We start from the raw sequence: 23,960 nt of genomic DNA, 5'->3' as shown, positions 1-23,960 counted from the left end.
GTGATATAAACAACATACAAGCCCGTTGACTTTTACATTATCCTGCTTATTCTTATTGCAAAGCTTCCCATAAAATCTCTACCGGGTGTTTTGCTTTTGCACCAGTACCATCTTTTATTTGATGGCGGCAACTGGTGCCGGGTGCAGCAATAATTGTTTCGGCAGCGGCATTACGCACAGCAGGAAACAGAACGAGTTCGCCTATTTGCATGCTTAATTCATAATGTTCTTTTTCGTAACCGAAGCTACCGGCCATACCACAACAACCACTGGGTATGGTTTCTACAGCATAATTTTTTGGTATAGATAAGATTGATGCGGTATCGGCTAATGCACTCAGCGATTTTTGCTGGCAATGGCCATGCAACTTTATTTTTTTTGTTGCAGAAGAAAATATTGCAGCATCAATTTTACCGGCAGCAAATTCACGGGCAATAAATTCATCAATATAAAAAACATTTTTGCTTAAGGCTTTTGCTTTAGCCAGATTGTCATCTGTTGCCAGGTCAATATACTCATCACGGAAAGTTAATATCGCCGACGGTTCAATCCCAACCATTGGTGTTGCTTCACTAACAACCGGAGAAAGTAATTCAATATTTTTATTGATGATTTCTTTTGCCTTACGTACCAAACCTTTACTTAGCCAGGTGCGGCCGCTTTCTAAATGTGTAGGAATATTTACTTCGTAACCTAGTTTTTCTAATAACTGAATGGCTTTAATGCCAATTTCTGTATCGTTATAATTCGTAAACTCATCGCAAAATAAAAATATCTTTTTGCCCGACGTAAATGGATTTGCCTTTTTATGTTTTACAAACCAGCTGTGCAAAGTGGTTGTATACATTGTTGGCATGCTTCGTTTTGTTGCAAAGCCAGATAGTTTTTTTATTGCGCCGCCAATTACTGCATTGCTTACGGCAAAATTGTACAAGCCAGGCACCATTGCTCCTAATTTAGCAGATGCGGTAAAGTTGGCGATCAGTTTACTTCTAAACGGTACACCATTAGCATCATAATAATGTTGTAAGAATTCTGCTTTTAATTTGGCCACATCCACATTGCTGGGGCATTCACTTTTACAACCCTTGCAGCTTAAACACAGGTCCATCACTTCATAAATCTCCTTATGATCAAAACGATTGAGTTTATCACTATTGGTTAAAAACTCACGCAGAATATTTGCCCTTGCCCTTGTAGTATCTTTTTCATTTTTAGTGGCCATAAAGGATGGGCACATGGTGCCACCGCTTAATGCGGTCTTTCTGCAATCACCACTACCGTTGCATTGCTCAGCATGTTGCAATACATTTTGATTGTTGAAACGAAAATGCGTTTTAAATTCAGGTGTTTGCTGGCCGGGTATATAGCGGAGCATGGTGTTCATGCTGGGCGTATCTACAATTTTATTGGGATTGAAAATATTATTAGGATCCCAGGCTTTTTTTACTTCTTTTAAAAGCGCATAGTTTTTTTCACCCACCATTTGCTTAATAAATTCTCCACGTAACCTGCCATCGCCATGCTCACCACTTAATGAACCATCATATTTTTTTACCAACGTTGCAATCTCTTCTGCAATGGTTCTGAATAATTGGTTCCCTTCAACAGTTTTTAAATTGATGATGGGACGCAAATGTATTTCGCCGCTGCCTGCATGTGCATAGTGTACAGAGTATAGATCATGCTTTTTCAGTATCTCATTAAAATCACGGATATAGGCAGGCAGATCATTTACATCAACTGCGGTGTCTTCAATTACGGGAACAGCTTTTGCATCGCCGGGTAAATTACTCAATAAGCCTAAACCAGCTTTACGCAGTGTCCATATTTTTTTACTGTCAGCACCAAATAATAAGGGAAAGTGATAACCTAAACTGGAAGAACGCATATCTTCTTCCACCTGTTTTGCAATAGCAATAATTTCTTCCTTGGTCTCCCTGCAAAATTCAATTACTAAAATAGCGCCGGGATCTCCCTGTACAAAAAAACGATTCTTGCTTTGTTCAATATTATCTTTAGTGCATTCTAAAATATAATGATCGATTAATTCGCTGGCGCTGGGTTTGTATTTTAATGCAATTAAATTAGCTCTTAAACTTTCATCAATAGAATTAAAATGTACACAAAGTAAACCCACTTCTTTAGCCGGCAGTGGTACTACGTTTAATTTTATCTCTGTAATAAAAGCCAGGGTGCCTTCACTTCCGGCAATCAGTTTACAAAAATTAAAATCTTCTCCACCTGCATTAAAAGGAGCAGCATCTAATAAAATATCAACAGCATAACCTGTATTTCTTCTCTCCACAGATTTTTTAGGAAACTGTTTTTTTATTTCTACCTGGTTATCATAATTACTTAATAAACCTCTTACTGTTTTATAAATAGATGCTTCCAGATTATTGCCTTCGCATTTGTTGTGGAATTCATCTAAACTCAGGGTCTTAAATTCGGCTTCGCTGCCATCACTTAGTAATGCTTTTACTGATAGCAAATGTTCTCTTGTACTTCTGTACACAACAGAATTACTACCGCAACTATTATTACCCACCATACCACCAATCATGGCCCTGTTGGCAGTAGATGTTTCAGGGCCAAAAAATAAACCATGCGGTTTTAAAAACATATTCAGTTCGTCACGAATCACACCCGGTTGTACCCTTACCCAATTTTCTTTGGTATTTAATTCAATGATAGCAGTAAAATATTTTGATACATCCACTACAATACCATTGCCCACCACTTGCCCGGCCAAAGAAGTACCGGCAGTACGTGGAATTAGAGAAGTTTTATTGTGGAGTGCAAATGCAATTAATTTTTTCAGATCATCGGTGCTTTTGGGTATTGCAACTGCCAATGGCATTTCCCTGTAGGCGCTGGCATCGGTGGCATATAAAGTACGCATGGTAGTATCCAAAAATAAATCCCCTTCCAGTTGTTTGCCCAGTTGCAGTAACGCCTCAGTCATGCTTAAAATTTAAGAGTTGCAAAGATAGTTTACAAACAAATAAAATAGCAGACTGTTTCTAAAGTTTGACATGGGTGGGTCACCCCGTTAGGGTGGCTCACCCATGTCAAACTTTTCTTCAATAGGGTGAGCCACCCTTATGGGGTGACCCACCCTGGTTGAAGAAATTTAAGATAGATTTGCAACATGACACCAGGTTACCAACAATATTTTGACGCCAATAAAGATGGCTGGAATAAAAGAACGGCAGTACACAAAGCTTCTGAATTTTATGATCTGGATGCATTTAAAAAAGGCAAAACTTCTTTAAATAAAATTGAACTGGAAGAAGTTGGCGATGTAAAGGGTAAATCATTGCTGCACCTGCAATGCCATTTTGGTATGGATACATTGAGCTGGGCACGTGAAGGTGCAACAGTTACCGGTGTAGACCTGAGTGATGAAGCCATTGCTCTTGCCCGGCAAATAAATGATGAACTGCAATTGAACGCTTCATTTGTTTGTTGCAATGTGTATGATACAGCGGCGCATGTACAAGAGCAATTCGATATTATTTTTACTTCTTATGGTACTATTGGCTGGCTGCCTGATTTAATACCCTGGGCAAAAATGATTGCTGCAACATTAAAGCCCGGTGGCTTTTTTTATATCGCTGATTTTCACCCCACATTATGGATGCTGGATGATGCGATGGAAAAATTGTACTACAGTTATTTTAATGATGAAGTAATTGTAACCGAACAACAGGGTAGTTATACAGATAGAACTGCAGCAATAAAATATACCGAGTACGGATGGAATCATCCTTTTTCAGAAATTTTTGATGCCTTGATCAGCGAAGGATTACAGATTGAATTTTTACATGAGTATTGTTTTTCACCTTATAATTGTTTTGCCAATACTGAGCAGGGGGAAGATGGTATGTGGCGCCTTAAAGGCATGGGTAATAAATTCCCGATGATGTATTCTATAAAAGCGGTGAAAACACGGTAAAATACCTGCTGGTGGGTATGGCAGGTTGTATTTAAAAGATACATATTTACAGCTTACAAAACCACCGCAAAATGAATACCGTATTAAAATCTGCTGCTTCAATAAGCCTGCTATTTTTTTGTGCTGTAAGTATGGCACAACCTGCTAAGCCAAAACTTACAAAGCCCGCTGCCGCAAAACCTGCTGCTGCAAAAACAGCACCTGCAAAAAAAATAGATTACGATAAATTAAAATCAGAAATACGTAGTCTTTACCGTGACGAAAAACATGCGGAAGTAATTACCAAAGCTACACAGTACCTGCAAAAATATCCCAATGATACTACAGTGGTGTTTCAAAAAGCAATGAGCCATGTTTCTTTAAAGCAATACCAGTTGGGCTTTAACATGGTGCGTAAATTTTATCCCAATGCAGATTCTGCCGCAAAATATATTGCTGTAATGAGCTTCTCTGTTCCGCAGGAAGATCTTTTAACAACAGGCATTGCCTGTGCAGATGAAGCTATAACAATGGTAGCTACCAGCCCGTATGGTTATTTTGCAAAAGCCGGTATTTATTCTGATGGCGGCGATCATGAAAAAGCATTACCCTTAATGGAAAAAATGTTTAACACCTGCAGGGATGATTTTGAGAAAAGATCGTTCCGTCATTTTTACGCCAAAGAATTAGCGTTCAACAAACAATATGATAAAGCAATAAACGCTATTAATGATTTGTATATAAGTTATCCAAAAGATAAGGAGATCATTTACAGTTATGCGGCTATTTACCGATTGAATAAATCTTATGATAAAGCCATTGTAAAATATGACGAGTTAACCGCATTATTTCCTGGTGAAGGAGAATACCAGGCGCTAAAAGTGAGTGCATTGGATGCCTGGGGAAAACCAGCTGAAGCCTGTAGCGAAATAGAAACATTAGTTGCCATAGATAGCACTTATGATTTTATGCGCTTTCGCTATAAATGCCCTGCATACTTTGCCACACCTGCCATTGCCGGTTTTAAAACAGCTACCTGGGAAGTAAATGCCAACGGTGCTATCTACGACTTTTTAGTTAGCAATCCTAAAGGAAATGTGGACACCGATTTTGAATTTGATTGGGCAATGAGCAATAAGGATGATATGAAAGGCCATATCAAACTAACTAAAGACGCTATGGAAAAAGCGATAGCACAAAACAATTATTTTGGCTCCGCTTTAAAAAATGCGACACTTACAGATAAAACTACGGTTTGGGTAAGCAAGGCTGTATTCAACGATCTTACAAAAAACAACAGCGCTAAAATGGACGTAGGCAACGGAGAAGAAATTTTTACCGTTGTACCAGATGGGCAGGATAACAGGGATAAAGAATCATTTGAAGATAAAGTACTGGTGAAAGGCAGCGCTAAATATGTAAACACCCTGCATGTGAAAAATGAAGATGGCAGCCGGCAGTTGTGGATATTAAATGATGCTAAAAATCCCATGATCATTAAAATGGATCTGGACTGGAGCATCGTTTTAAAGAGTATTGAATAATTTGTAAAAAAGCCGGCTATTATTTTTGTTGTTATTAAATAAGAATGGTTAAACAACCATAAAAATATATCTTCGCAAAAATTTTAAGCAATGGCTTTAAAGTACAAACGTATTCTGCTAAAACTTTCCGGTGAGGCCTTAATGGGCAAAAGCAATGATGGTTACGAACCTTTGGATATCAGTATTATTGCACAGTATGCTAAGGATGTAAAGGAACTGGTTGCGGCAGGTGCAGAAGTAGCGATAGTAATTGGTGGCGGAAATATTTACCGTGGTATGAATGAAGCTGAAACAGGAATTGAAAGGGCACACGGAGATTATATGGGCATGTTGGCAACTGTAATAAATGCTATGGCATTACAGGCAGGATTTGAGAAAGCCGGTGTGTACACCAGGTTACAAAGTGCTATAAAAATGGAACAGATTGCTGAGCCATATATACGCCGTAAAGCAATAAGACATCTTGAAAAAGGCCGTGTGGTAATTTTTGGCGCAGGCACTGGCAACCCATATTTTACAACAGATACTGCAGGTTCGTTAAGGGCTATTGAAATTAAAGCAGATGTTATTTTAAAAGGAACAAGGGTAGATGGTATTTACACTGCTGACCCTGAAAAAGATCCCACAGCTACTAAATATGAAACTATTTCATTTGCTGAGTGTATACAAAAAAACCTGAAAGTGATGGATATGACAGCATTCACACTTTGCATGGAAAATAAATTACCCATTATTGTTTTTGATATGAACAAAACCGGTAACCTTTTAAAAGTAGTAAAGGGCGAACAGGTGGGTACATTAGTAAGTTAAGATACTACCAATGTTATATAATAAAATTGCCCCCAACTTGTTGGGGGCAATTTTTATGTGTAGTTTCTATAGAGTTTATAAGGTGGCCAGGTAGGCTCGTATATCTGCCAAAGAAGTTTTTACAGGGGTTACTGTTACCTTCTGCACATTGTTAGTATTAGCATTTACACCTGTTGTAATAGTTTCTTTTCCTAAGAAATAATCATTGCCTTGTTTTGAGATCACCACTACGACAGCTGCTTTACCATTGGGTACTTTACCTGTTATAAATCTTCTTTCCGGTACTTCGGCATTCATGCGTAACACCGAGCGAAAATCTTTGAATACTAAAAATGCGGTGGTATTGGCATTGGTATAATTAGAAGGCAGGCTTGCACTTACCTGGGAACGTGTGATAGTAGCTGTATCATAAAAATAATCGCAGTTGATCCAGCGCAGGTGGCTGATGGCCAATTCATAAAACTGAGAACCGATACCAAGTGTATCTGTAGAAGTATTGGGTATCCAGTTAAATTGCCCTGCAACAGATTCATCACCAAAAAATAATTTCATTTGCTGATTAGTAGGCGCATCAGCATAACGCACATAAATTTTTACATTAGGCGCTAATTGCAATGGCTGCCCGTTTTTACTGATGCTGATAAAAATTTCACCCCCGCTTACCAGCATACGGCCGTTTGAAGTAGTTGGTTTATTTAATAGAATCATGTCGCCTTTGGCTTTCACCAGGCGGGCTTCTACATATACCTTACCCGTTACCGGTAGCCCTGCAAGTGTTACACAACTTAATGGCGGAAAAGTTATTTGTAATCCGTTTGAAGCAGTTATGGTTACCGTATTGGCATTAATTTCAAAGCTATCTCTTACGGGTTCAGATAATAAACTGCTTTGTAAAGAAAAAACGGGTGCGGTAGTTGGTACTGTAGTATTCCAGGTGGTATCAGCACCATTAAGCTGCCCGGCATCCGGTACAAAAATGTCGGTATTTTTCTGGCAGGCATTTAATAAAAATGCCGTGCTGATTAATAATATGGTTACTATTTTTTTGTTCATTGTCTTTTTAATTGTGGTTAGTACTGTATAGATGCTTTAAGTTTTTGCTGCGCTGCCTGTTAATGCAAATCAACTCTTAAACCTAACCTTAAACCTGCTGAATTATATTTTTGTGTTAACGTTAATTTTTCTTTACTCATAGGTGATAAGTTGTAGCGGAAATATGGTTCAGCTAATACATGTATCTTATCGTTGAGTTTATAATAAAAAGATGCACCAGCCATAAACCCTATACCAATATTTGTTTTAAACTGGTATGGCGAACTGGTTTTTCCCGTGGTGATACTTACTGGCCTGAATGCAGTATCTAACACATCGCCTTTTTGCCAGCTGTATGCATTTACAATGATGCCTGCATTAATATTCGCATGCAATCTGCCGTTACCCATTTCATAACCTATCAGCACCGGCACATCAATCGTTCTGAATTTATTGATGGTGGTTTTATATCGGGTTCCAGTAGTGATGTAACTTCCGGTAGTATCGCCATTGGCATTAATGATATAAGTGATCTGCACTAAATTACCCTGTACAAAAGTGAATTTTTCGTTGATCTGGCTGTAGTTAATGCCGGTGCGAATGCTCATACCGTTGCCAAATACTTTGGTATAACGGATACCTGCGCTGTAAGCAGATGAAAACTTAGTGCTCTCTTTTCTTTTTTGCAGGTAAGCAGAGTTACCGGTATCGCTGAGGCTGCGGAAAGCAATATCGGGCCCGCCATACACTTCTATATATGATTTATTACCGGCAGCATCTTTTTCTATCGAAGGGCAATCAGGTAAAAATATATTGGGTAAAAAATTCTTTTTTAAAGTAGCGGTTTTCTTTTCGGTACTTATTCTTTGCATATCTGCAAAAATTAATCTTCTTAAATAAAAATCCTGTACTGCTTTATCCGCATTGTCATCAGGCGCATCAGTATCAGCAATAGCATAGTCTGTATTTGCTGTTACTGAATTTTTATTTTTCTTACCCGTAGTTGTTAAAGAGTTATCTTCTCCGCTTTGTGCAAATGGCGAACGTATTTTTATTTTAGCTGCACCGCCTGATGTAAAAGTATTTGAGCCTGTGGTTTTATTACTGTTACCAGGAGTTGTTGAAGCGTTATTATTATTTACCTCTTCGTCTGTATTAACACCTGTACCTGTTTTAGAGCCAGAACTTGTAACAGCGTTTTCAGTAGTTGCAATTGTTTCCGGGGTATTGTTTATTTTTTCACCTTCGCCTGTTGCAGCAATACCATTTGTTGCGGCAGGAGTATTTGTTTTTTTGTCGTTGCTGTTTAATGTTGATGCAGCAGTATTTGCAGCAATGGTTGTAGTATCTTCTTTTTTATCTGCATTTTTTAATAATAAATAAGCGCCACTGCCTGTAGCAATCAGCAATGCTGTAAGCAGTAAAATATTACGGCCATTAAAAAAGTTAAGCCAGAAACCTGCAGGCCTTCTCTTTTCTCTTTCCTTAACAATATTCTCCCAAATGCGTGGGTGCACATCAGGACTATAATCCTGAAACTGCTCTTTTATATTGTCGTCAAATCGCTGGTTATTACTCATACCGCAACCTTTTGTAATTGTAAAATTTGTTTCTGCAACATCGTCCGGGCTTTTACCAGCTGGCTACGACTGGTGCCTGGTTGTATGTGCAGCATTTCTGCTATTTCTTCGTGCTGAAAACCTTCAATCACATAAAGATTAAAGATCAGCCTGTACCCGTCAGGTAAATTATTGATCAGCTCCAATATTTCTTTTTGGGTAAGATGCCCATAAGCAGATGGCTCTGTGCCATCGTCTTCATCACGGTCCTTTACTTCATATCCTACCACTTCCTTCTCGTACCGGCGTAAAGAATATTTTTTCAACGCCGTATTTACCATGATCCTTCTTATCCAGCCTTCAAAAGAGCCTTCAAATTTAAACTGGTGTATTTTGTCAAAAATCTTAATAAACGCATCCTGTAAAATATCTTCCGCATCAGCTGCATTACGGGCATAGCGGTTACAAACCCCCAGCATACGGCTGGCGTAACGGTTAAAAACCTCCCGTTGACAGGCGGCTTCTTCCTTAATACATCCTCGTATGAGTTCCTCTTCCGTCAAAATTTTTTATACAGGTTTACACGGGGTGTTTGTTAAAGATACCCGGACAGTTGATTACGCTGCCCGGACTGTTTTATTGTACATAAGGTACAAAAAATGGGTGGTTTTTTTGTTTTTGGCTGGTAAATCGTATAATTTGAAGCTATTATCAGCTTTTACCGCAATTCCTTATGTTATCTGCAGCACAAATACAGCAATTAATGGCCGAAAATGAAAGCCTGCAGGTGCAGTTGGAAGAATTGAATTATATATTACTGCAGCGGGAGCAGGAAATTGCCGGCCTTAAAGAAAATAATGCCGCTGATGCCGAATTGCGGAGCATGCTGGATATGCAGCTGGAAGAGCTGCAACTGATGCAAAACCGCATTGGCAAACACCAGCAAAAGGCCGAAGGGGCCGAGGAAAGGGAATTTGAACTGCACCAGGAACTGAGCCAGGCGGTAAAAGTACAACAACAGTACAGCGATCTTTTTCAGCAGTATACTTATATTAATACACAGCTGGAAGATATACAGGCCGAGTTGGCAAAGGTTAAAAAACGCAATGTTATGCTGCAGCAGATTGCAGTAAAGATCGGCGAAATGGAAAGCACCCTGGAGAATATTACCATGGAAAGAGATGAGCTGAAAGCCCGGCTTACAGAATTAGAAAAATTGCAAGCCAGCTAACCTAACACTGTGTATTAATTGCTGAAACAGCCCATTGTTTAATTACTGTTCATAAAAAATGGCTGTAATTATTGCAAACCTGCAATCCTTTTTCTACATTACATATCTAAAACTTAAAACTTATGAATTTTCAGACAATGAACAAACAGCGGAAATTTATCTTGATTGCCGCAGCTGTAGGGATTATTGGAATGTTTTTGCCATGGGTAAAAATATCAATTTTCGGATTCGAAGGAGGAAGTGTAAATGGGATGCATGACAAAGGTATTTTGGTGTTCCTTTGTTTTATTGGAGCAGGTGCTGTAGCTTATCTGGGTGATCAAACTAAGAACCTGGATAAAACATTTTGGTTTATTGCTTTAGCATGTGGTGCATTAGCAACAGTTATGATGCTTTGGTTTTTTCTTGATATGACTGGTGGGGGTGTATCGTTTCTAAGTATTGGATTCTATTTGTCAGCATTAGCAGCTATTGGTGTATTGCTTGCCGCTTATTTATTCAGAAGCCCAACGGATAGCATAAAAGGCGGCTTTGATAGCTTGAAGCATGATATTGAAGAAAAAACAAAAAATACTAATCCTCCGCCACCTCCTCCATCTCAACCATAAAAAATAATATTTTATTACCAGCACCCGGATAAATTTATCCGGGTGTTTTTTTATGTGTATGAATTAGATGAATTTTGCAGTTAAATAAGTGTATATGAGTATTGCCGATATAAGAAAAGATTACCAGCTGCAAACATTATCTGAAGCTGATGTTGCTGCCGAACCCATTACACAATTTGGTAAATGGTGGGATGAAGCTGTGAAAAGTGATATTGTTGAAGTAAATGCCATGACGCTGGCTACGGCTGATAAAAATGGTATACCATCAGCAAGAATTGTTTTGCTCAAGGAATATGATGCCAAAGGCTTTGTTTTTTTTACCAATTACAATAGCAAAAAAGGCGAACAGCTTTTGCAAAATCCCAATGCCTGCCTGGTATTTTTTTGGAAAGAACTGGAAAGACAGGTGCGTATAACAGGCACCACAGAAAAGATAAGTATGGAAGAAAGTATTGCTTATTTTAATAAAAGGCCCGATGGCAGTAAGATTGGTGCCTGGGCATCGCCACAAAGCCTGGCAGTAGCGGGCAAAGCATGGCTTAAGGAAACATTTGATTATTACCGGGAACGTTTTAAGCACGGCGAAATTCCTAAACCACCACACTGGGGTGGCTACCGTGTAAAGCCATTTACAATAGAATTCTGGCAGGGCCGCCCCAGCCGCATGCACGACAGGATACAGTATACTTTAGATGCTGGCGGCAACTGGATGATTGAACGTTTAGCTCCTTAGTAATGGATAATGAAATAATGGATAATTAATAATGCCTTAATGATGAAATACTGTTACATAATCAGCAGGCACTATAAACCGAAAGAATTATCCATTATTCATTAATCAATTATCCATTAAAAAGCTTACGCTGTCTTTTTAGGCGCTACATTTTTCTTTTTAACTTTTGCAGGCCTTGATTTACCGAAAGAAGCTTTAGTAATTTTTCCTTTTTTAGTTTTTATATCACCACGTCCCATAATAAATAGATTTTATTTTTTTGATTAATAAGAAATTCAAAGGTATAAAGAAAAAGCAAGGTGCAAAGGCGCCTTGCTTTTTTAATGTGTTTACTTACAGCATTACATTTTAGCAGATAATTCTTTACCAGCTTTAAATTTAGCAACCTTCTTGGCTTTAATTTTGATAACAGCACCAGTTTGAGGGTTACGGCCATTACGGGCAGCTCTTTTTGATACCGAGAAAGTACCAAATCCAACCAATGTAACTTTGCCGCCTTTTTTTAAAGTAACAGTTACAGCTTCCACAAAAGAATCCAACGCTGCGTTTGCCTGTGTTTTTGTGATACCTGCATCATCCGCAAGTTTTGTAATTAATTCAGCTTTGTTCATGATAATTTTTTTTGAATTTTATTGAGCGACAAATATAAACGGTTTTTAATTGCAACAAAATTTTTTCTTCAAAATAATTTTTTGTAAAAATGGCTGTAAACCGCAAGGAATAAGGACTTGAGCCGATTGCAGATTTTAGATTTATGATTCAGGATTTGTGAAAAAGAGCTGAAAGTGTTGCTGGTAAAGGGTTTTAGCTTGAGGCCTTTGAAATCCTTTGCCAATGCGGATTGTGGCGGAATATACAAACGATTTGAATAGGACCAAATTAAAATTATTTTTTTGCACATTAGTGCACAACCTGCATTAAAGAACGGAATGCAATAAACTGGTTGCCCCATTTATCAAATGCTTTTTGACGCATTGTGGCGGCATGCTTTTCCATGTAATTATTGTATAAGGATTTGCTGTCTGCAAAATATTGCACCGCATAGGTTGGCCCTTCGCTGTCATCAATTTCTAACAATTGTAAAACGGTGGCGTGTGTAAAACAACCGGTGTTGATGATGTCGGGAATATGTTCTTCTTTTATCCATTGCAACCAATCGGTTTGTATTGCGGCGGCAACTTTTGTGGTAACGTTATATACAATCATGTTCTTTCTATTTGTTAATTTATCCGCCAAGTTACTTTATTTAATATATTAGGGTGTTAGACAAATCTGTATTTAATGAAAAGAACAATGATCCGGAAAATGGCTGCAGTAGTATTGCTGATTTATTCCTGTAGTTCGACAAAAATAAAAAAAAGTGAAAGTGCTGCTATAAGAGCCGTAAAGATTTCTCATAACTTTCCGTTTATAGATAAAAACGGAAAACTGTTAAGATATGACACTGGCTCCAATGTTAATGTTTATTACCTGAGAGACCAGGTTTTATACAGAGATTTTTATAGCTGGGATTCTTATGTGAATGATACATTGATTAAGTCAGAAATCAGGGAGAGTTTTTTTGTATATTCAAAAGGAAAAACTTATGGCTATTTCTATGACAAAAATAAAGCGGAATTTGACAGGAGACTTTTAATAGACTCAATGTTAAAAGAACAATGGTATAACCAGTCCGGTTTCTCAAATGTTGCTTTCTTCAAAGTATCTGAGCAATATAATTCAGGTTTGGGTACGCTGGATAAAACTTATTTAACCACGGGAAAAGTTGATACCACAATGAGAGGAACTACTACTTTTTTTTATACCAGTCATTTAAATTGGGTTGACTATAACCTCGTAAAAAAATCTGATACTATAAATAAAATGAAATTATGCAAGGTTAGAAGTGTTACATATGGAAGATACATGAAAGAATACAATATGACACTAGATACAATTGTGCAATTATCAGAAATGAAAGAGATTCCCGTGATCAATCCCCAGGAAATTTTATATTATTTTGATAGAGAGAAAAAATATAATTCGGGTAAATAAAAAAAACCTAACCAGGTACGCTCAGGCTGCAGTATCATGTTCTTTTCTTTTATTTACTTCTGTCATCATTTTCCTGGTAAACAAAAGCAGCACAATTAATACGGCAATGATGGCTGCCCATAGTATCCAGGTGTTGTTTTTTTGCGGTGTAACAATAACTGGTTTTTCTTCAAATCCAGCTATTTTTTTGAAAGCTAATATTGGAGTACTGTCAGAAAACTTTGTATTGATACTGGCCAGATCATAATTGGGCTTTATTGCTGAAATGTTACCCATTATTAATTTATACTTATTTCCCTTCTCTAAATAGGATGTGATATAGCGATAGTCAATCGATGTATTGATTGCTGCAACTTTCAAGGGCAGATTATCTTCATTGTGGATAAGCAGGTAAAATATGGTTGCATTTACAAGTGGTACATTAAATTGCAAAGTGCTGTTATTGGAAACGGTAAAATTTTGCAATCGCTGTCCGGGATTGGAAAAGGAATGATTAGAGGAAGAAGGAATATACAATTCAACATTTCTTGAAAAATATTTTACGCCATCTAATTTTAAACTGATGCCGGAGAAATGAAAAGCCTGCTGTTGGGTAATTTTTATGTAAGAAATTTTACCGCTATCTTTTTGCTGAATAGAAGTGGTTGGATTCTGAATGATTTTATCCTGATAAGGGGATTTGATAATTGCGGAAGTTTGATTTACTATTCTAATAATATCGAACGGGTCTTTATTATTATTCCGGATTATTATTTTGTAAAATTTATAATTGCAGGGTGGAAAGTTAATTAAAAAAGTATTGGCAATTCCTGTTTCTACGGGTTCAGGATTAATTAATATACTGTCATTAATAATAAACCAATTTTTACTGTCATTACTTCCACTTAGTGTACAAAACCTTTCGGCAAGTGTGTTATTAATTATAAGCCCGATGTTGGAAATAATATTTTGGCTATTTTCAATTATTAACGATGTACGTATTTTGTTGTTTTCAGGTTTGGTGTACTTTAAGTCAAAATGGAAAATATCATTACTCACTTCATTAAGGGGATAATGTAACACATGTGGTATCCACTTTCCCGAATCATTCACAATCCTCAGATCACTATAGTCTGTTTTTAAATGCGCTGATAATTCCGGTGTGATGGCAATATTGTAAAACCCGGAAGTTTTCACGCTATCCAGTTCACTATAAAATTTATAGCCTGCTGTTTGTGCAGTACAACAAACAGCGATCATACAAAACAATACAACACTAATCCACTTTTTTCTCATCGTCAATAATTATTTTTTTCAAACGCTGGTACATGAAGGAAACCACCAGTAATAAAATACCCAGGCAAAAGAAAGCTGCAATTTTACCACCCGGAGGAATATTCTGTATATCGAATATAAATAATTTCAATAAGGTTAAAGTAAACAAGCTTAACGAAATGATTCGCAGGCTGCGGTATTTAAAATGCATGCCCAGCCACATAAAGGCAAAAGAACACAGCCCCCACAAAATAGGCAGGCCGGTTTTAATGTAGATCCTTTGGATGTTTGACAATGGATTGTCGGCAGCATAAAAAATGTTATTGGAAAGCAAATGGAACTCGATGCTTAAATAAATTACAATAGCTGCACATGATACCCAGGTAAGAAAATTAAAGCTGTCTTTAAGTTCTGGTCTCTTGCTACGCAATAATTGTATCAATCTGTACAATACCGACAGTGCTAATAATGCACTGGCCCAATGTGCTAAGAAATGTTCATTGTTTTTATGCAGCTCCAGTACGTCTTTTTGTATGGCAATAGTTTGAGGGATACTTAAGAAATAAAATATGATACTACCTGCAAACATGATGGCAATAATTTGCCAATGCAATTGCAGAGGCTTTACTTTTTGTGTAATAAAAGTAAGCAGGCTTATAAATGCCAGGGTATACAAAAGCAAATAGAGAATGTGGAAGTTAGCAGCAGGGTAATAGAAATTAAATTGATAATTGATCTCCAAAGCACCGGCAGCAAATAATAAAATGATAGCTACAATCCTGAAAATATTTTTACCCGGTATAAAAGTTGCAGCAGCCGGATTTATATTTTCTGTTTCTTTATTCCTTAATACAAACAATAAATACGTGGCTATTGCAGCAAATACTGTAGTAATAAAACCTTTGTTGGCAATGATGGTAAGCGGTGTACTGTAATGAGTATACAATTGCATCCAGTCCATTACTAAACTAATCATCATTAAAGCCCACACCAGCAATGCCGAATATTGCATAATGCTGATTTTTGATTTAGTGAATAACCAATACAACAACACTGCTTCGCTTGCCCAGAACAAAGTGATGTAATTGCCATGTAATTGTATAGGAGCCGTGATGGAAATAAATGTAAGCGTAATACCAATGAGCAGGTATAAAATATTGGTGTCCACTTTTTGTTTGCGGAATAAGAAATAAGACACTATTAAATTAAATATACCCATTGATGCACTAAACAGGCCTTTAAATTCAGGCGCATTCATCTGAGCTAAACAAAAAATACCGGCACCAAAATACAGGGAGGTGTTGGCTAACAGAATACCAAAGTCTGACCCAATGAATTTCTTTTTCTCTTTAATGTTATGTGCAATGTTGATAATAAAGAACAAGAGGTAAAATGCTGTTGCAAATAAAAATCCGTTTTTATAAGTTACTGCAGGCACATCATACCGCAGGAAAAATAACCAGCTGCCAAAGATGAATATGGTAAAAATAAAGCTGAGGAAATTCAATATACGCCATGCTTTATTGTAGGCAATAATTAAAAGCCCGCTGTTTAAAATAATAAGATAAGTGAATAATACTTTGTAATTACCATCACCGGTACTTACTAAAAATGGTGCAGTAAAACCACCAACCAGTGCAACAATTGCCAATTCCTGTTTATTGTACAATAATGACAATATAACTGCAAAAGCTGTAATTACAACCATTATTATAAATGCAATAGCTTGCCCATTGGTTTGACCGAAGAGGTGAAATTTTTGAAATGCTAATGTGATCGTAAAATAAAAAACTGCCAATCCTCCACCTGCAAGTATTGAACTGAAGTTTTTGTAAGTGTTGCGTAGCTTGTGCGCTAATGCAATTAAAATTCCGCCGCATAATATGCCAATAGCCACACGGCCTACCGGCCCAATCCAGTTTTGATCGATAGCATAGTTTACAAAAAAGCCAATGGCTAAAACTAAGATACCAATACCGATTTTACTGATAAGATTTTCGCCGATAAATTTTTCAATATCAGGATTATTGCGGATCCATTTTTCACTCCAGCTTTCTTTTGGTGGTGCAGGTGGCGCCGCTGTTACTTTTATTTTGGGCGGCTCAATAGTTTCATTGATAGCAACCAATGTAGCAGGCTGTTGCAATAATTGCTTTTCTTCTTCCTCTTTTTTTCTTGCTTCACGTAGTAAGCGTAATTCTTCTATTGCTGCAATTTTTCGTTTGTATTCTTCCTGCGCCTGTAACTCGGCTGCGGCTTTTTCTTTTTGCTGCTGCTCTGTTGGTGCTGGTTTTACTTCGGGTGTTTTAAACTGAAGATTGATAAACTCATTTTTCAGCTCCTGCAGCTGGCGGTTTAGAGAAGAAAGGCTTTTATTAAGGTCATCAGCATTGCTGCGCTGACTGCTTTGAATATTTAGTACAATGATAAAGACGACAACCAGTGCAATAAAAATTAAAAATTCCATAGCAGTATATTAGTTAGTTACTGCAAAACAAGATACAATGCTATTTGATATCATTATGGAATAATTTGTTAAAGCAATACTTAGGAAAACTTTCGTTTAACATTTATTACTTGTACAAAACAGCCGGTTTTAACAAATTGCTTTAACGGCAACCATTAAATTTTTATCTCTACATAAATAGGGCAATGGTCGCTGTGTTTTACATCCGGAAAAATATCGGCATCTTTTAATTGCTTTTGCAATGGTTCGGTAACGGTAATGTAATCGATGCGCCAGCCTTTATTATTTAAACGTACACTGGGAAAACGCTGGCTCCACCAGCTGTAACGGTGCGGTTCTTTATGAAATTCCCGGAAAGTATCTATCCAGCCACTGGCTAAAAAATTAGTCATCCAGGCTCTTTCTTCAGGTAAAAAACCAGAAGAGTTTTTATTGCCCTTAGGATCGTGTATATCAATTTCGTTATGAGCAATATTATAATCACCTACTAAAACAATTTTAGGAAACTTCTTTTTTAACTTGGTAAGATAGCTGTGAAATTCATCCAGCCATACATATTTAAAAGCCTGCCGCTCTTCGCCACTGGTACCGCTTGGGAAATAAGCATTGATCAAACGGATATCTCCGAAATCCAATTGTATCACTCTTCCTTCATCATCGCTCGCTGTATGACCATTGCCATATACAACATTATCTGGCTTTGTTTTACTGAAAACAGCTACACCACTATAACCCTTTTTTTGTGCACTATACCAATGGTGATGAAAACCTAATGCTTCTAATTGTTTTATATCCACATCATCTTTAGTGGCTTTGGTTTCCTGCAGACAAATGATATCAGCAGGATTGGTTTTTAACCAATCAATAAAACCTTTTTTAAATGCAGCACGAATGCCGTTAACATTGTAGGAGATAATGCGTAGTGTACCCATTTTATTGTTTATTTTGCTGTTGCAATTTACTTTTAAATATTATATGCACAATAAGCAGGCGTTAATTTTATCTTTTGAAAAAAAAATGACGGTCATTGATCCGGAGGCCATCAGTGATTACCCTTACTGCAAAAGCTATTTTTTACACCTGCTGCAATACAAACGCTTTTACCTGAATATTTACAGCCATGTGCTGGAGCTTTTATTACAACACACCCGGCTGCCTATGGATGAATTAATAATAGTTGACTATGGAGCAGGTAATGGCTTACTGGGATTGTTTGCTAAACATTGCGGCTTTGGTAAAGTGTATATTAATGATGTAAACGAAAAATTTGTAAAGGCGGCTGAAAAAACGGCTCAGTTAATGAACATTTTTATCGATGGTTTTATTACCGGAGATATGGACAATGTAGCTGCTGCATTTCCATCAGCAAAACCAAATGCTGTCATTGGTACAGATGTGATAGAGCATATTTACGACCTGGATATTTTTTTTAAACAATTGCAGCGGTTGAATCCTGCAATGACTACAGTGTTTACTACCGCTGCCAATGCTGCTAACCCATTTAAAAAAAGGCGATTGCAGCAATTGCAATGGAATGATGAAAACAAAGGTGGATTACCAGGCGACTATGCTTTATTTGGAGAAGATGCGATTGAACCTTTTAGAATTACCAGGCAAAAAATTTTAGCGGAATATTTCCCTGCTTTAACCGGAGCAGAAACAGAATTGCTTACAATACATACCAGGGGATTAAATAAAAAAGATATTATTAATGCCGGAGAGAAATATATCGCTGAAAAAATCCTTCCCCCATTATTAGCACACCCAACCAATACCTGTGAACCTTTAAGTGGCAGCTGGACAGAGCATTTATTAACCATTAAAGAATACAAAGCGATTTACAACGAGGCAGGATTTCAGTTAACAGTATACAATGGATTTTATAATGCATTTTCAGGAGATGCTAAAAGTTTACTGATGAAATTTGCTAATTGGAGTATTTTAATTTTAGGAAAAAGATTGGCACCCTTTGTTAGTCTGATTGGAACGGCCATTAAAGAATAAGTGTCAGGTAAAATTATAAAAGTATGGATGAGATCAAAGACTTTGAAAGCTTTTATACCATTAAACTGCAACCGCTTATTGATAGTTTAAAAAAAGAAGCAGGTGCGGCAGGCAATTGGGGTATCATTGCTCCGGTTGTTGCAGTTTTATCCATTGTAGTTTTTGTGGGATACCAGTCTGGTTACCTGGAAGGGTATGGTGGCTGGGCAATTTTTTGCTGCATTGCAGCCATTGCGATCAGCGTATATTTTTATGCCAATAAAAATGACCGTTACACCAAAGATTTTAAAGAAACGATCATTAAAGAAATTATAACTTACCTGCATTCCGGCATTACTTATAAGCCTGATGAAGTAATTGCAAAGGAAGACTATAAATACAGTGGCCTTTTCAGGCACAAGTTTGATTATTATGATGGCGATGATTATATGGAAGGTGTTTACAAAAACGTGCCTTTCCGTTGTTCAGAATTACATACAAAATATGAAAGATTAGGTACCGGAATTATGGGTAGCAGGCTGATAACAATTTTTAAGGGATTATTTTTTGTTGCAGAGATCAGTAAAAATTTTTCATCAGGAACTTATTTATGGTCTTCGGGAGCGGCACAAACAGGAGGTAGCTCCATTCATCAACCCAATGTATACAAAATTAAATTACAGGATGCCAATGCAGGGTTTGACGATCATTTTTCGGTATACAGTACCAATCCATCAGAAGCCGGCACCATTCTTACCAACACCATGACAGAAAGAATGGTAAAATTTCAACAACAGGTTAAACGGGATATAGCCATTTCTTTTGTGGCAGGCCGTTGCTATGTAGCCATTGGTATTAATGAAGACCTGCTAGAACCCAGTGGTTTTGATACCGATGACAGGGAAGAAGTAAAAAAATATTTTTTCACCGTCTTGCTTGTACTAAGTATTATTAACCAACTGCATTTAAATGAGCTGGTATAACTTACTCCAGTATCGGCCTCAACCATCTTGTGGCATCATCTAAACTCATTCCTTTTCTTGCTGCATAATCATTCAGTTGATCGGTTTCTATCTTACCTACGCCAAAATATTTACTTTCAGGGTTAGCAAAATACCAACCTGCAACAGATGATGCCGGATACATCGCTAATGATTCGGTGAGTTCAATACCTGTAGCATCTTTGCCGCCCAGGAGATCAAACAATTTATATTTTTCAGTATGATCAGGACAAGCGGGATAACCCGGTGCCGGACGAATACCTAAATATTCTTCTTTAATTAATTGCTCATTGGTTAAATGCTCGTCAGTGGCATAACCCCAATACTCCTGTCGTGTTTTTTTATGCAACAATTCTGCGAAGGCTTCTGCCAAACGATCGGCTAAAGCCTGTAAAATAATTTTATTGTAATCGTCTAAAGCCGCTTCAAACTTTTTAATGTGCGGCTCAATACCTTCAATAGTTACAGCAAATGCACCGATATGATCCTGGTAATTTTTTTCTGCAGGTGCAATAAAATCTGCCAGGGAAAGATTAGGCTGTCCTTCTGCTTTTTTTATTTGCTGGCGCAGGAATTGTAACTGTACTACTTCTTTGTTTGCCAGTACATCAACAGCATCAGCACTAACTTTGTTGGCTGGCCAAAAACCAATAGCACCTCTTGCGTTCAGCCATTTTTCATCGATGATCTGTTTCAATAATTTTTGAGCATCGTTGTAAAGATTGGTTGCTGCAACCCCAATAACACTATCGGTTAAGATAGCAGGAAACTTACCATGCATTTCCCATGCAATAAAGAAGGGCTGCCAATCGATATAGGTTGCTATTTCTCCCAGGTCGTAATTATTAAAAACTTTTGTACCGGTAAAAGTTGGCGTTACCGGTGTGAATGTATCCCAGTTAATAGCAGCACCATTTTTTTGAGCATCTGCAAAAGATAAATATTGTTTGGTAGATTTCTTATTCCCGAAATCTTCTTTCAGTTTATCGTATTCTTTTTTTACACCCGATAAAAATTCAGGCTTTTGTTCTTTACTTAATAAACTACCTGCCACAGTTACGCTGCGGCTGGCATCTAATACGTGAATTACACCTTCGTCATATTGCGGTGCAATTTTTACAGCAGTATGCATACGGCTTGTGGTAGCACCACCAATTAATAATGGTTGCGTCATGCCACGGCGTTTCATTTCGTGTGCCACATGCACCATTTCATCAAGAGAAGGAGTAATTAAACCACTCAGGCCAATGATATCAACATTTTCTCTTACTGCTGTTTCTAAAATTTTATCTGTTGCCACCATCACACCAAGGTCAATAATGTCATAACCATTACAACCTAATACCACACCTACAATATTTTTACCAATATCATGTACATCACCTTTTACGGTGGCTAATAAAATTTTTGCAGCACCTGCAGATTCTTCATTGATAGTACCCGCAGTAATATGCGCTTGCTTTCTGTCTTCTTTTTCCTGTTCAATATACGGAGTAAGAACAGCCACTGCTTTTTTCATTACTCTTGCGCTTTTTACCACCTGGGGCAAGAACATTTTTCCTGCTCCAAATAAATCACCCACGATGTTCATCCCATCCATCAACGGGCCTTCAATTACATCTAATGGCTTAGGGTATTTTTGCCTGGCTTCTTCTGTATCCGCATCAATATAATCGGTAATGCCATTTACTAAAGAGTGCGACAATCTTTTTTCCACTGGTTCATTTCTCCACTTCTCATCTTTTACAATTTCTTTTCCTTTGGCTTTAACGGTATCTGCAAAAACAATCAGTTTTTCTGTAGCACCGTTATCGTCGTTATTTCTGTTGAGTAAAACATCTTCACAAAGCTCTCTTAGTGTGGGTTCAATTTCATCGTACACTACCAACTGTCCGGCATTTACAATACCCATATCCATTCCTGCTTTAATGGCATAGTATAAGAATACGCTGTGTATAGCTTCTCTCACATGATCATTACCACGAAAAGAAAAAGACACATTACTTACACCACCACTTACTTTGGTAAGCGGCATCAATGCTTTTATTTCTCTTGTTGCTTCAATAAAATCAACGGCATAATTATTATGTTCCTCAATACCTGTTGCCACAGCAAAAATATTGGGATCAAAAATTATATCCTGGGGTGCATAGCCCACCTGTTCAGTTAATATTTTATAAGCCCGGTGACAAATTTCTACTTTACGTTGTTTGGTATCTGCCTGTCCTACTTCATCAAAGGCCATTACAATTACAGCCGCACCATAGCTTTTACAAATATGCGCCTGTTCAATAAATTTAGCTTCGCCTTCCTTCATCGAAATAGAATTCACAATACATTTTCCCTGCACACATTTTAATCCGGCTTCTATAATTTCAAATTTAGAAGAATCGATCATGATGGGTATCTTGGCAATATCGGGTTCTGCCTGCACCAAATTTAAAAACGTGGTCATAGCCTGTACACCATCCAGCAAGGCATCATCCATGTTTACGTCAATTACCTGTGCACCACTTTCTACCTGTTGCCTTGCAACAGATAAAGCTTCTTCATATTGGCCATCCCTGATCAGCCTTGCAAATTTTTTACTGCCGGTTACATTAGTACGCTCACCAACATTCACAAAATTAGTTTCCGGACGAACGACTAATGGTTCTAATCCGCTAAGGCGTAAAAAAGGTTTTATTATTGTACTCATTATGTTTTTATTGCTCTCTTATTAATTTTAAAATTTGTTTTTCAGGAAAAAATACTCTGTATTTACTGGCAAATATTTGTTTGTTGCCTTTTCCCAGGGTGTATTTTATAGTGCTTTCTTTTTTGTTTTTACAAAGAATGATACCAATAGTTTTATTTTCTTCTTCTGCTTTTATCTCTTCGTCGTAATAATTTACGTACATCTGCATCTGTCCTAGGTCTTTATGTTGTAATGTTCCTATTTTTAGGTCTATCAATACAAAGCACCGTAAAATCCTGTGATAAAAAACCAGGTCAATTTTATAATCATCGCCATCCATTTTTATTCTTTTTTGCCTATCTACAAATAAAAACCCCTTACCCAATTCCAATAAAAAATGTTCTAACTTATTGATAATGGCTTTTTCTAAATCACTTTCAGAGTAAAAATCCTGTTCATGCAGATCTAAAAATTCCAATATGTAAGGATCCTTTACTGCATCAGAAGGTTTTTCAATCACCTGCCCTTTCTTACTAAGCTCTTTAACCTTTGCCTTATTCCTGCTTAAAGCAAGGCGTTCGAATAAGGCGCTTTCATATTGTCTCTTTAGTTCTCTGAAACTCCAATTTTCGGTATTTGCTTCTATTGTATAAAATTTTCTTTCAATCGTATTCTCAATATTAGAAAGAAAAATATAATGCGACCAGGAAAGCTTAAATGGAGATAAGCTCAATTTCCGAGACACTGTCTCGGATTTTTGATTTTTACCGATGTGCTTTAAGTAGTCATCTTTATACACTACATAAAACTTACGCATATTCTCTAAATTATCTACCGAAAAGCCTTTGCCCAGAGCAGCAGTAAGTTTTGCAGATAAGTTAATCAATGTTTCTTTTGCATATTCAGCCCTGTTGTTGCCTTGTTGTTCATATTCCACAATTAATCTTCCTATATGAAAATAGGTTTCGGTTAATGTGGTGTTGGCAATAACATATAATTCCCGCTTGCTTTGTTCTACAAGGGTTTTTATATTTTTAAAAAGCTGTGCAGTCGTTACTTTACTCATTAATTCTGCATGTGCAATTTC

General features: G+C 37.2%; 21 protein-coding genes. 9 read left to right on the top strand and 12 right to left on the bottom strand.

What is annotated here, in order from left to right; all coding sequences use genetic code 11:
- Positions 1-52: 52 nt before the first annotated feature.
- On the bottom strand, positions 53-2,968 hold the full coding sequence (locus tag ACQ334_RS10420; protein ID WP_430988143.1) for an FAD-binding and (Fe-S)-binding domain-containing protein: 2,916 nt from the start codon (positions 2,966-2,968) through the stop codon (positions 53-55).
- A 186-nt stretch (positions 2,969-3,154) separates the two neighbouring features.
- Between ACQ334_RS10420 and ACQ334_RS10415 the strand changes: the two genes are divergently transcribed.
- The 3 genes from ACQ334_RS10415 to pyrH all read left to right on the top strand — a co-directional run bounded on the left by ACQ334_RS10415 (position 3,155) and on the right by pyrH (position 6,294).
- On the top strand, positions 3,155-3,961 hold the full coding sequence (locus ACQ334_RS10415) for a class I SAM-dependent methyltransferase (RefSeq protein ID WP_430988142.1): 807 nt from the start codon (positions 3,155-3,157) through the stop codon (positions 3,959-3,961).
- A 71-nt stretch (positions 3,962-4,032) separates the two neighbouring features.
- Positions 4,033-5,484, top strand: coding sequence for a tetratricopeptide repeat protein (locus ACQ334_RS10410; RefSeq protein ID WP_430988141.1), 1,452 nt, complete (start codon positions 4,033-4,035; stop codon positions 5,482-5,484).
- Between the two features lie 90 nt (positions 5,485-5,574).
- Entirely contained in the window at positions 5,575-6,294 is a 720-nt protein-coding gene (gene pyrH / locus ACQ334_RS10405) for a UMP kinase (RefSeq protein WP_430988140.1), read from the top strand.
- Between the two features lie 75 nt (positions 6,295-6,369).
- On the opposite strand, the gene ACQ334_RS10400 is transcribed toward pyrH, so the two are convergent.
- From ACQ334_RS10400 to ACQ334_RS10390, 3 genes are read right to left on the bottom strand one after another with little or no spacing between them, the layout of a single operon-like run.
- Positions 6,370-7,347 carry a hypothetical protein gene (locus ACQ334_RS10400; protein ID WP_430988139.1) on the bottom strand — a complete coding sequence of 326 codons (978 nt, stop codon included), beginning with the start codon at positions 7,345-7,347 and terminating at the stop codon, positions 6,370-6,372.
- Positions 7,348-7,406: 59 nt separating this feature from the next.
- Positions 7,407-8,906: a hypothetical protein gene (locus ACQ334_RS10395; RefSeq protein WP_430988138.1), complete on the bottom strand. Its 1,500-nt coding sequence runs from the start codon at positions 8,904-8,906 to the stop codon at positions 7,407-7,409.
- On the bottom strand, positions 8,903-9,448 hold the full coding sequence (locus ACQ334_RS10390) for an RNA polymerase sigma factor (RefSeq protein ID WP_430988137.1): 546 nt from the start codon (positions 9,446-9,448) through the stop codon (positions 8,903-8,905). The genes ACQ334_RS10395 and ACQ334_RS10390 overlap by 4 nt, the downstream gene beginning before the upstream one ends.
- A 200-nt stretch (positions 9,449-9,648) precedes the next feature.
- Here ACQ334_RS10390 and ACQ334_RS10385 point away from each other — a divergent pair, with 200 nt between their 5' ends.
- The 3 genes from ACQ334_RS10385 to pdxH all read left to right on the top strand — a co-directional run bounded on the left by ACQ334_RS10385 (position 9,649) and on the right by pdxH (position 11,457).
- The gene (locus ACQ334_RS10385; RefSeq protein WP_430988136.1) at positions 9,649-10,116 is read left to right on the top strand and encodes a hypothetical protein; all 468 of its coding nucleotides are present in this window, start codon (positions 9,649-9,651) and stop codon (positions 10,114-10,116) included.
- 122 nt (positions 10,117-10,238) lie between these two features.
- A complete protein-coding gene (locus tag ACQ334_RS10380; protein ID WP_430988135.1) occupies positions 10,239-10,724 on the top strand; it encodes a hypothetical protein in 486 nt (161 codons plus the stop codon).
- Between the two features lie 94 nt (positions 10,725-10,818).
- Positions 10,819-11,457 (top strand): pyridoxamine 5'-phosphate oxidase, encoded by a 639-nt coding sequence (gene pdxH, locus ACQ334_RS10375; protein ID WP_430988134.1) that lies wholly within the window; start codon positions 10,819-10,821, stop codon positions 11,455-11,457.
- Between the two features lie 125 nt (positions 11,458-11,582).
- Here the strand turns inward: pdxH and ACQ334_RS10370 are convergent, their stop codons facing one another.
- The 3 genes from ACQ334_RS10370 to ACQ334_RS10360 form a co-directional block, all read right to left on the bottom strand.
- On the bottom strand, positions 11,583-11,696 hold the full coding sequence (locus tag ACQ334_RS10370) for a 30S ribosomal protein THX (protein WP_430988133.1): 114 nt from the start codon (positions 11,694-11,696) through the stop codon (positions 11,583-11,585).
- 102 nt (positions 11,697-11,798) lie between these two features.
- Positions 11,799-12,068, bottom strand: coding sequence for an HU family DNA-binding protein (locus tag ACQ334_RS10365; protein WP_430988132.1), 270 nt, complete (start codon positions 12,066-12,068; stop codon positions 11,799-11,801).
- Positions 12,069-12,357: 289 nt separating this feature from the next.
- Positions 12,358-12,663: a DUF4286 family protein gene (locus tag ACQ334_RS10360; protein WP_430988131.1), complete on the bottom strand. Its 306-nt coding sequence runs from the start codon at positions 12,661-12,663 to the stop codon at positions 12,358-12,360.
- A 75-nt stretch (positions 12,664-12,738) separates the two neighbouring features.
- On the opposite strand from ACQ334_RS10360, the gene ACQ334_RS10355 reads away from it, so the two are divergent.
- Entirely contained in the window at positions 12,739-13,491 is a 753-nt protein-coding gene (locus tag ACQ334_RS10355; RefSeq protein ID WP_430988130.1) for a hypothetical protein, read from the top strand.
- A 21-nt stretch (positions 13,492-13,512) separates the two neighbouring features.
- Here ACQ334_RS10355 and ACQ334_RS10350 read toward each other — a convergent pair whose 3' ends face one another.
- The 3 genes from ACQ334_RS10350 to ACQ334_RS10340 all read right to left on the bottom strand — a co-directional run bounded on the left by ACQ334_RS10350 (position 13,513) and on the right by ACQ334_RS10340 (position 18,144).
- A complete protein-coding gene (locus ACQ334_RS10350; RefSeq protein WP_430988129.1) occupies positions 13,513-14,766 on the bottom strand; it encodes a hypothetical protein in 1,254 nt (417 codons plus the stop codon).
- A complete protein-coding gene (locus tag ACQ334_RS10345; protein ID WP_430988128.1) occupies positions 14,747-17,212 on the bottom strand; it encodes a DUF2339 domain-containing protein in 2,466 nt (821 codons plus the stop codon). The genes ACQ334_RS10350 and ACQ334_RS10345 overlap by 20 nt, the downstream gene beginning before the upstream one ends.
- A 155-nt stretch (positions 17,213-17,367) precedes the next feature.
- Positions 17,368-18,144, bottom strand: a complete 777-nt coding sequence (locus tag ACQ334_RS10340) for an exodeoxyribonuclease III (RefSeq protein ID WP_430988127.1) — start codon at positions 18,142-18,144, stop codon at positions 17,368-17,370.
- 85 nt (positions 18,145-18,229) lie between these two features.
- Here ACQ334_RS10340 and ACQ334_RS10335 point away from each other — a divergent pair, with 85 nt between their 5' ends.
- Both ACQ334_RS10335 and ACQ334_RS10330 read left to right on the top strand, forming a co-directional pair.
- Positions 18,230-19,216: a class I SAM-dependent methyltransferase gene (locus ACQ334_RS10335; RefSeq protein ID WP_430988126.1), complete on the top strand. Its 987-nt coding sequence runs from the start codon at positions 18,230-18,232 to the stop codon at positions 19,214-19,216.
- Positions 19,217-19,239: 23 nt separating this feature from the next.
- Entirely contained in the window at positions 19,240-20,178 is a 939-nt protein-coding gene (locus ACQ334_RS10330) for a DUF3137 domain-containing protein (RefSeq protein WP_430988125.1), read from the top strand.
- 1 nt (position 20,179) lies between these two features.
- On the opposite strand, the gene metH is transcribed toward ACQ334_RS10330, so the two are convergent.
- Positions 20,180-22,894 carry a methionine synthase gene (metH, locus tag ACQ334_RS10325; RefSeq protein WP_430988124.1) on the bottom strand — a complete coding sequence of 905 codons (2,715 nt, stop codon included), beginning with the start codon at positions 22,892-22,894 and terminating at the stop codon, positions 20,180-20,182.
- Positions 22,895-22,901: 7 nt separating this feature from the next.
- Positions 22,902-23,939: a PDDEXK nuclease domain-containing protein gene (locus ACQ334_RS10320; RefSeq protein WP_430988123.1), complete on the bottom strand. Its 1,038-nt coding sequence runs from the start codon at positions 23,937-23,939 to the stop codon at positions 22,902-22,904.
- Between the last annotated feature and the right edge of the window lie 21 nt (positions 23,940-23,960).

Origin of the sequence: Ferruginibacter sp. SUN106 (genome assembly GCF_050611765.1) — a bacterium.
Classification (GTDB): domain Bacteria; phylum Bacteroidota; class Bacteroidia; order Chitinophagales; family Chitinophagaceae; genus Ferruginibacter.
This window is presented reverse-complemented; position numbering and strand designations above follow the sequence as displayed.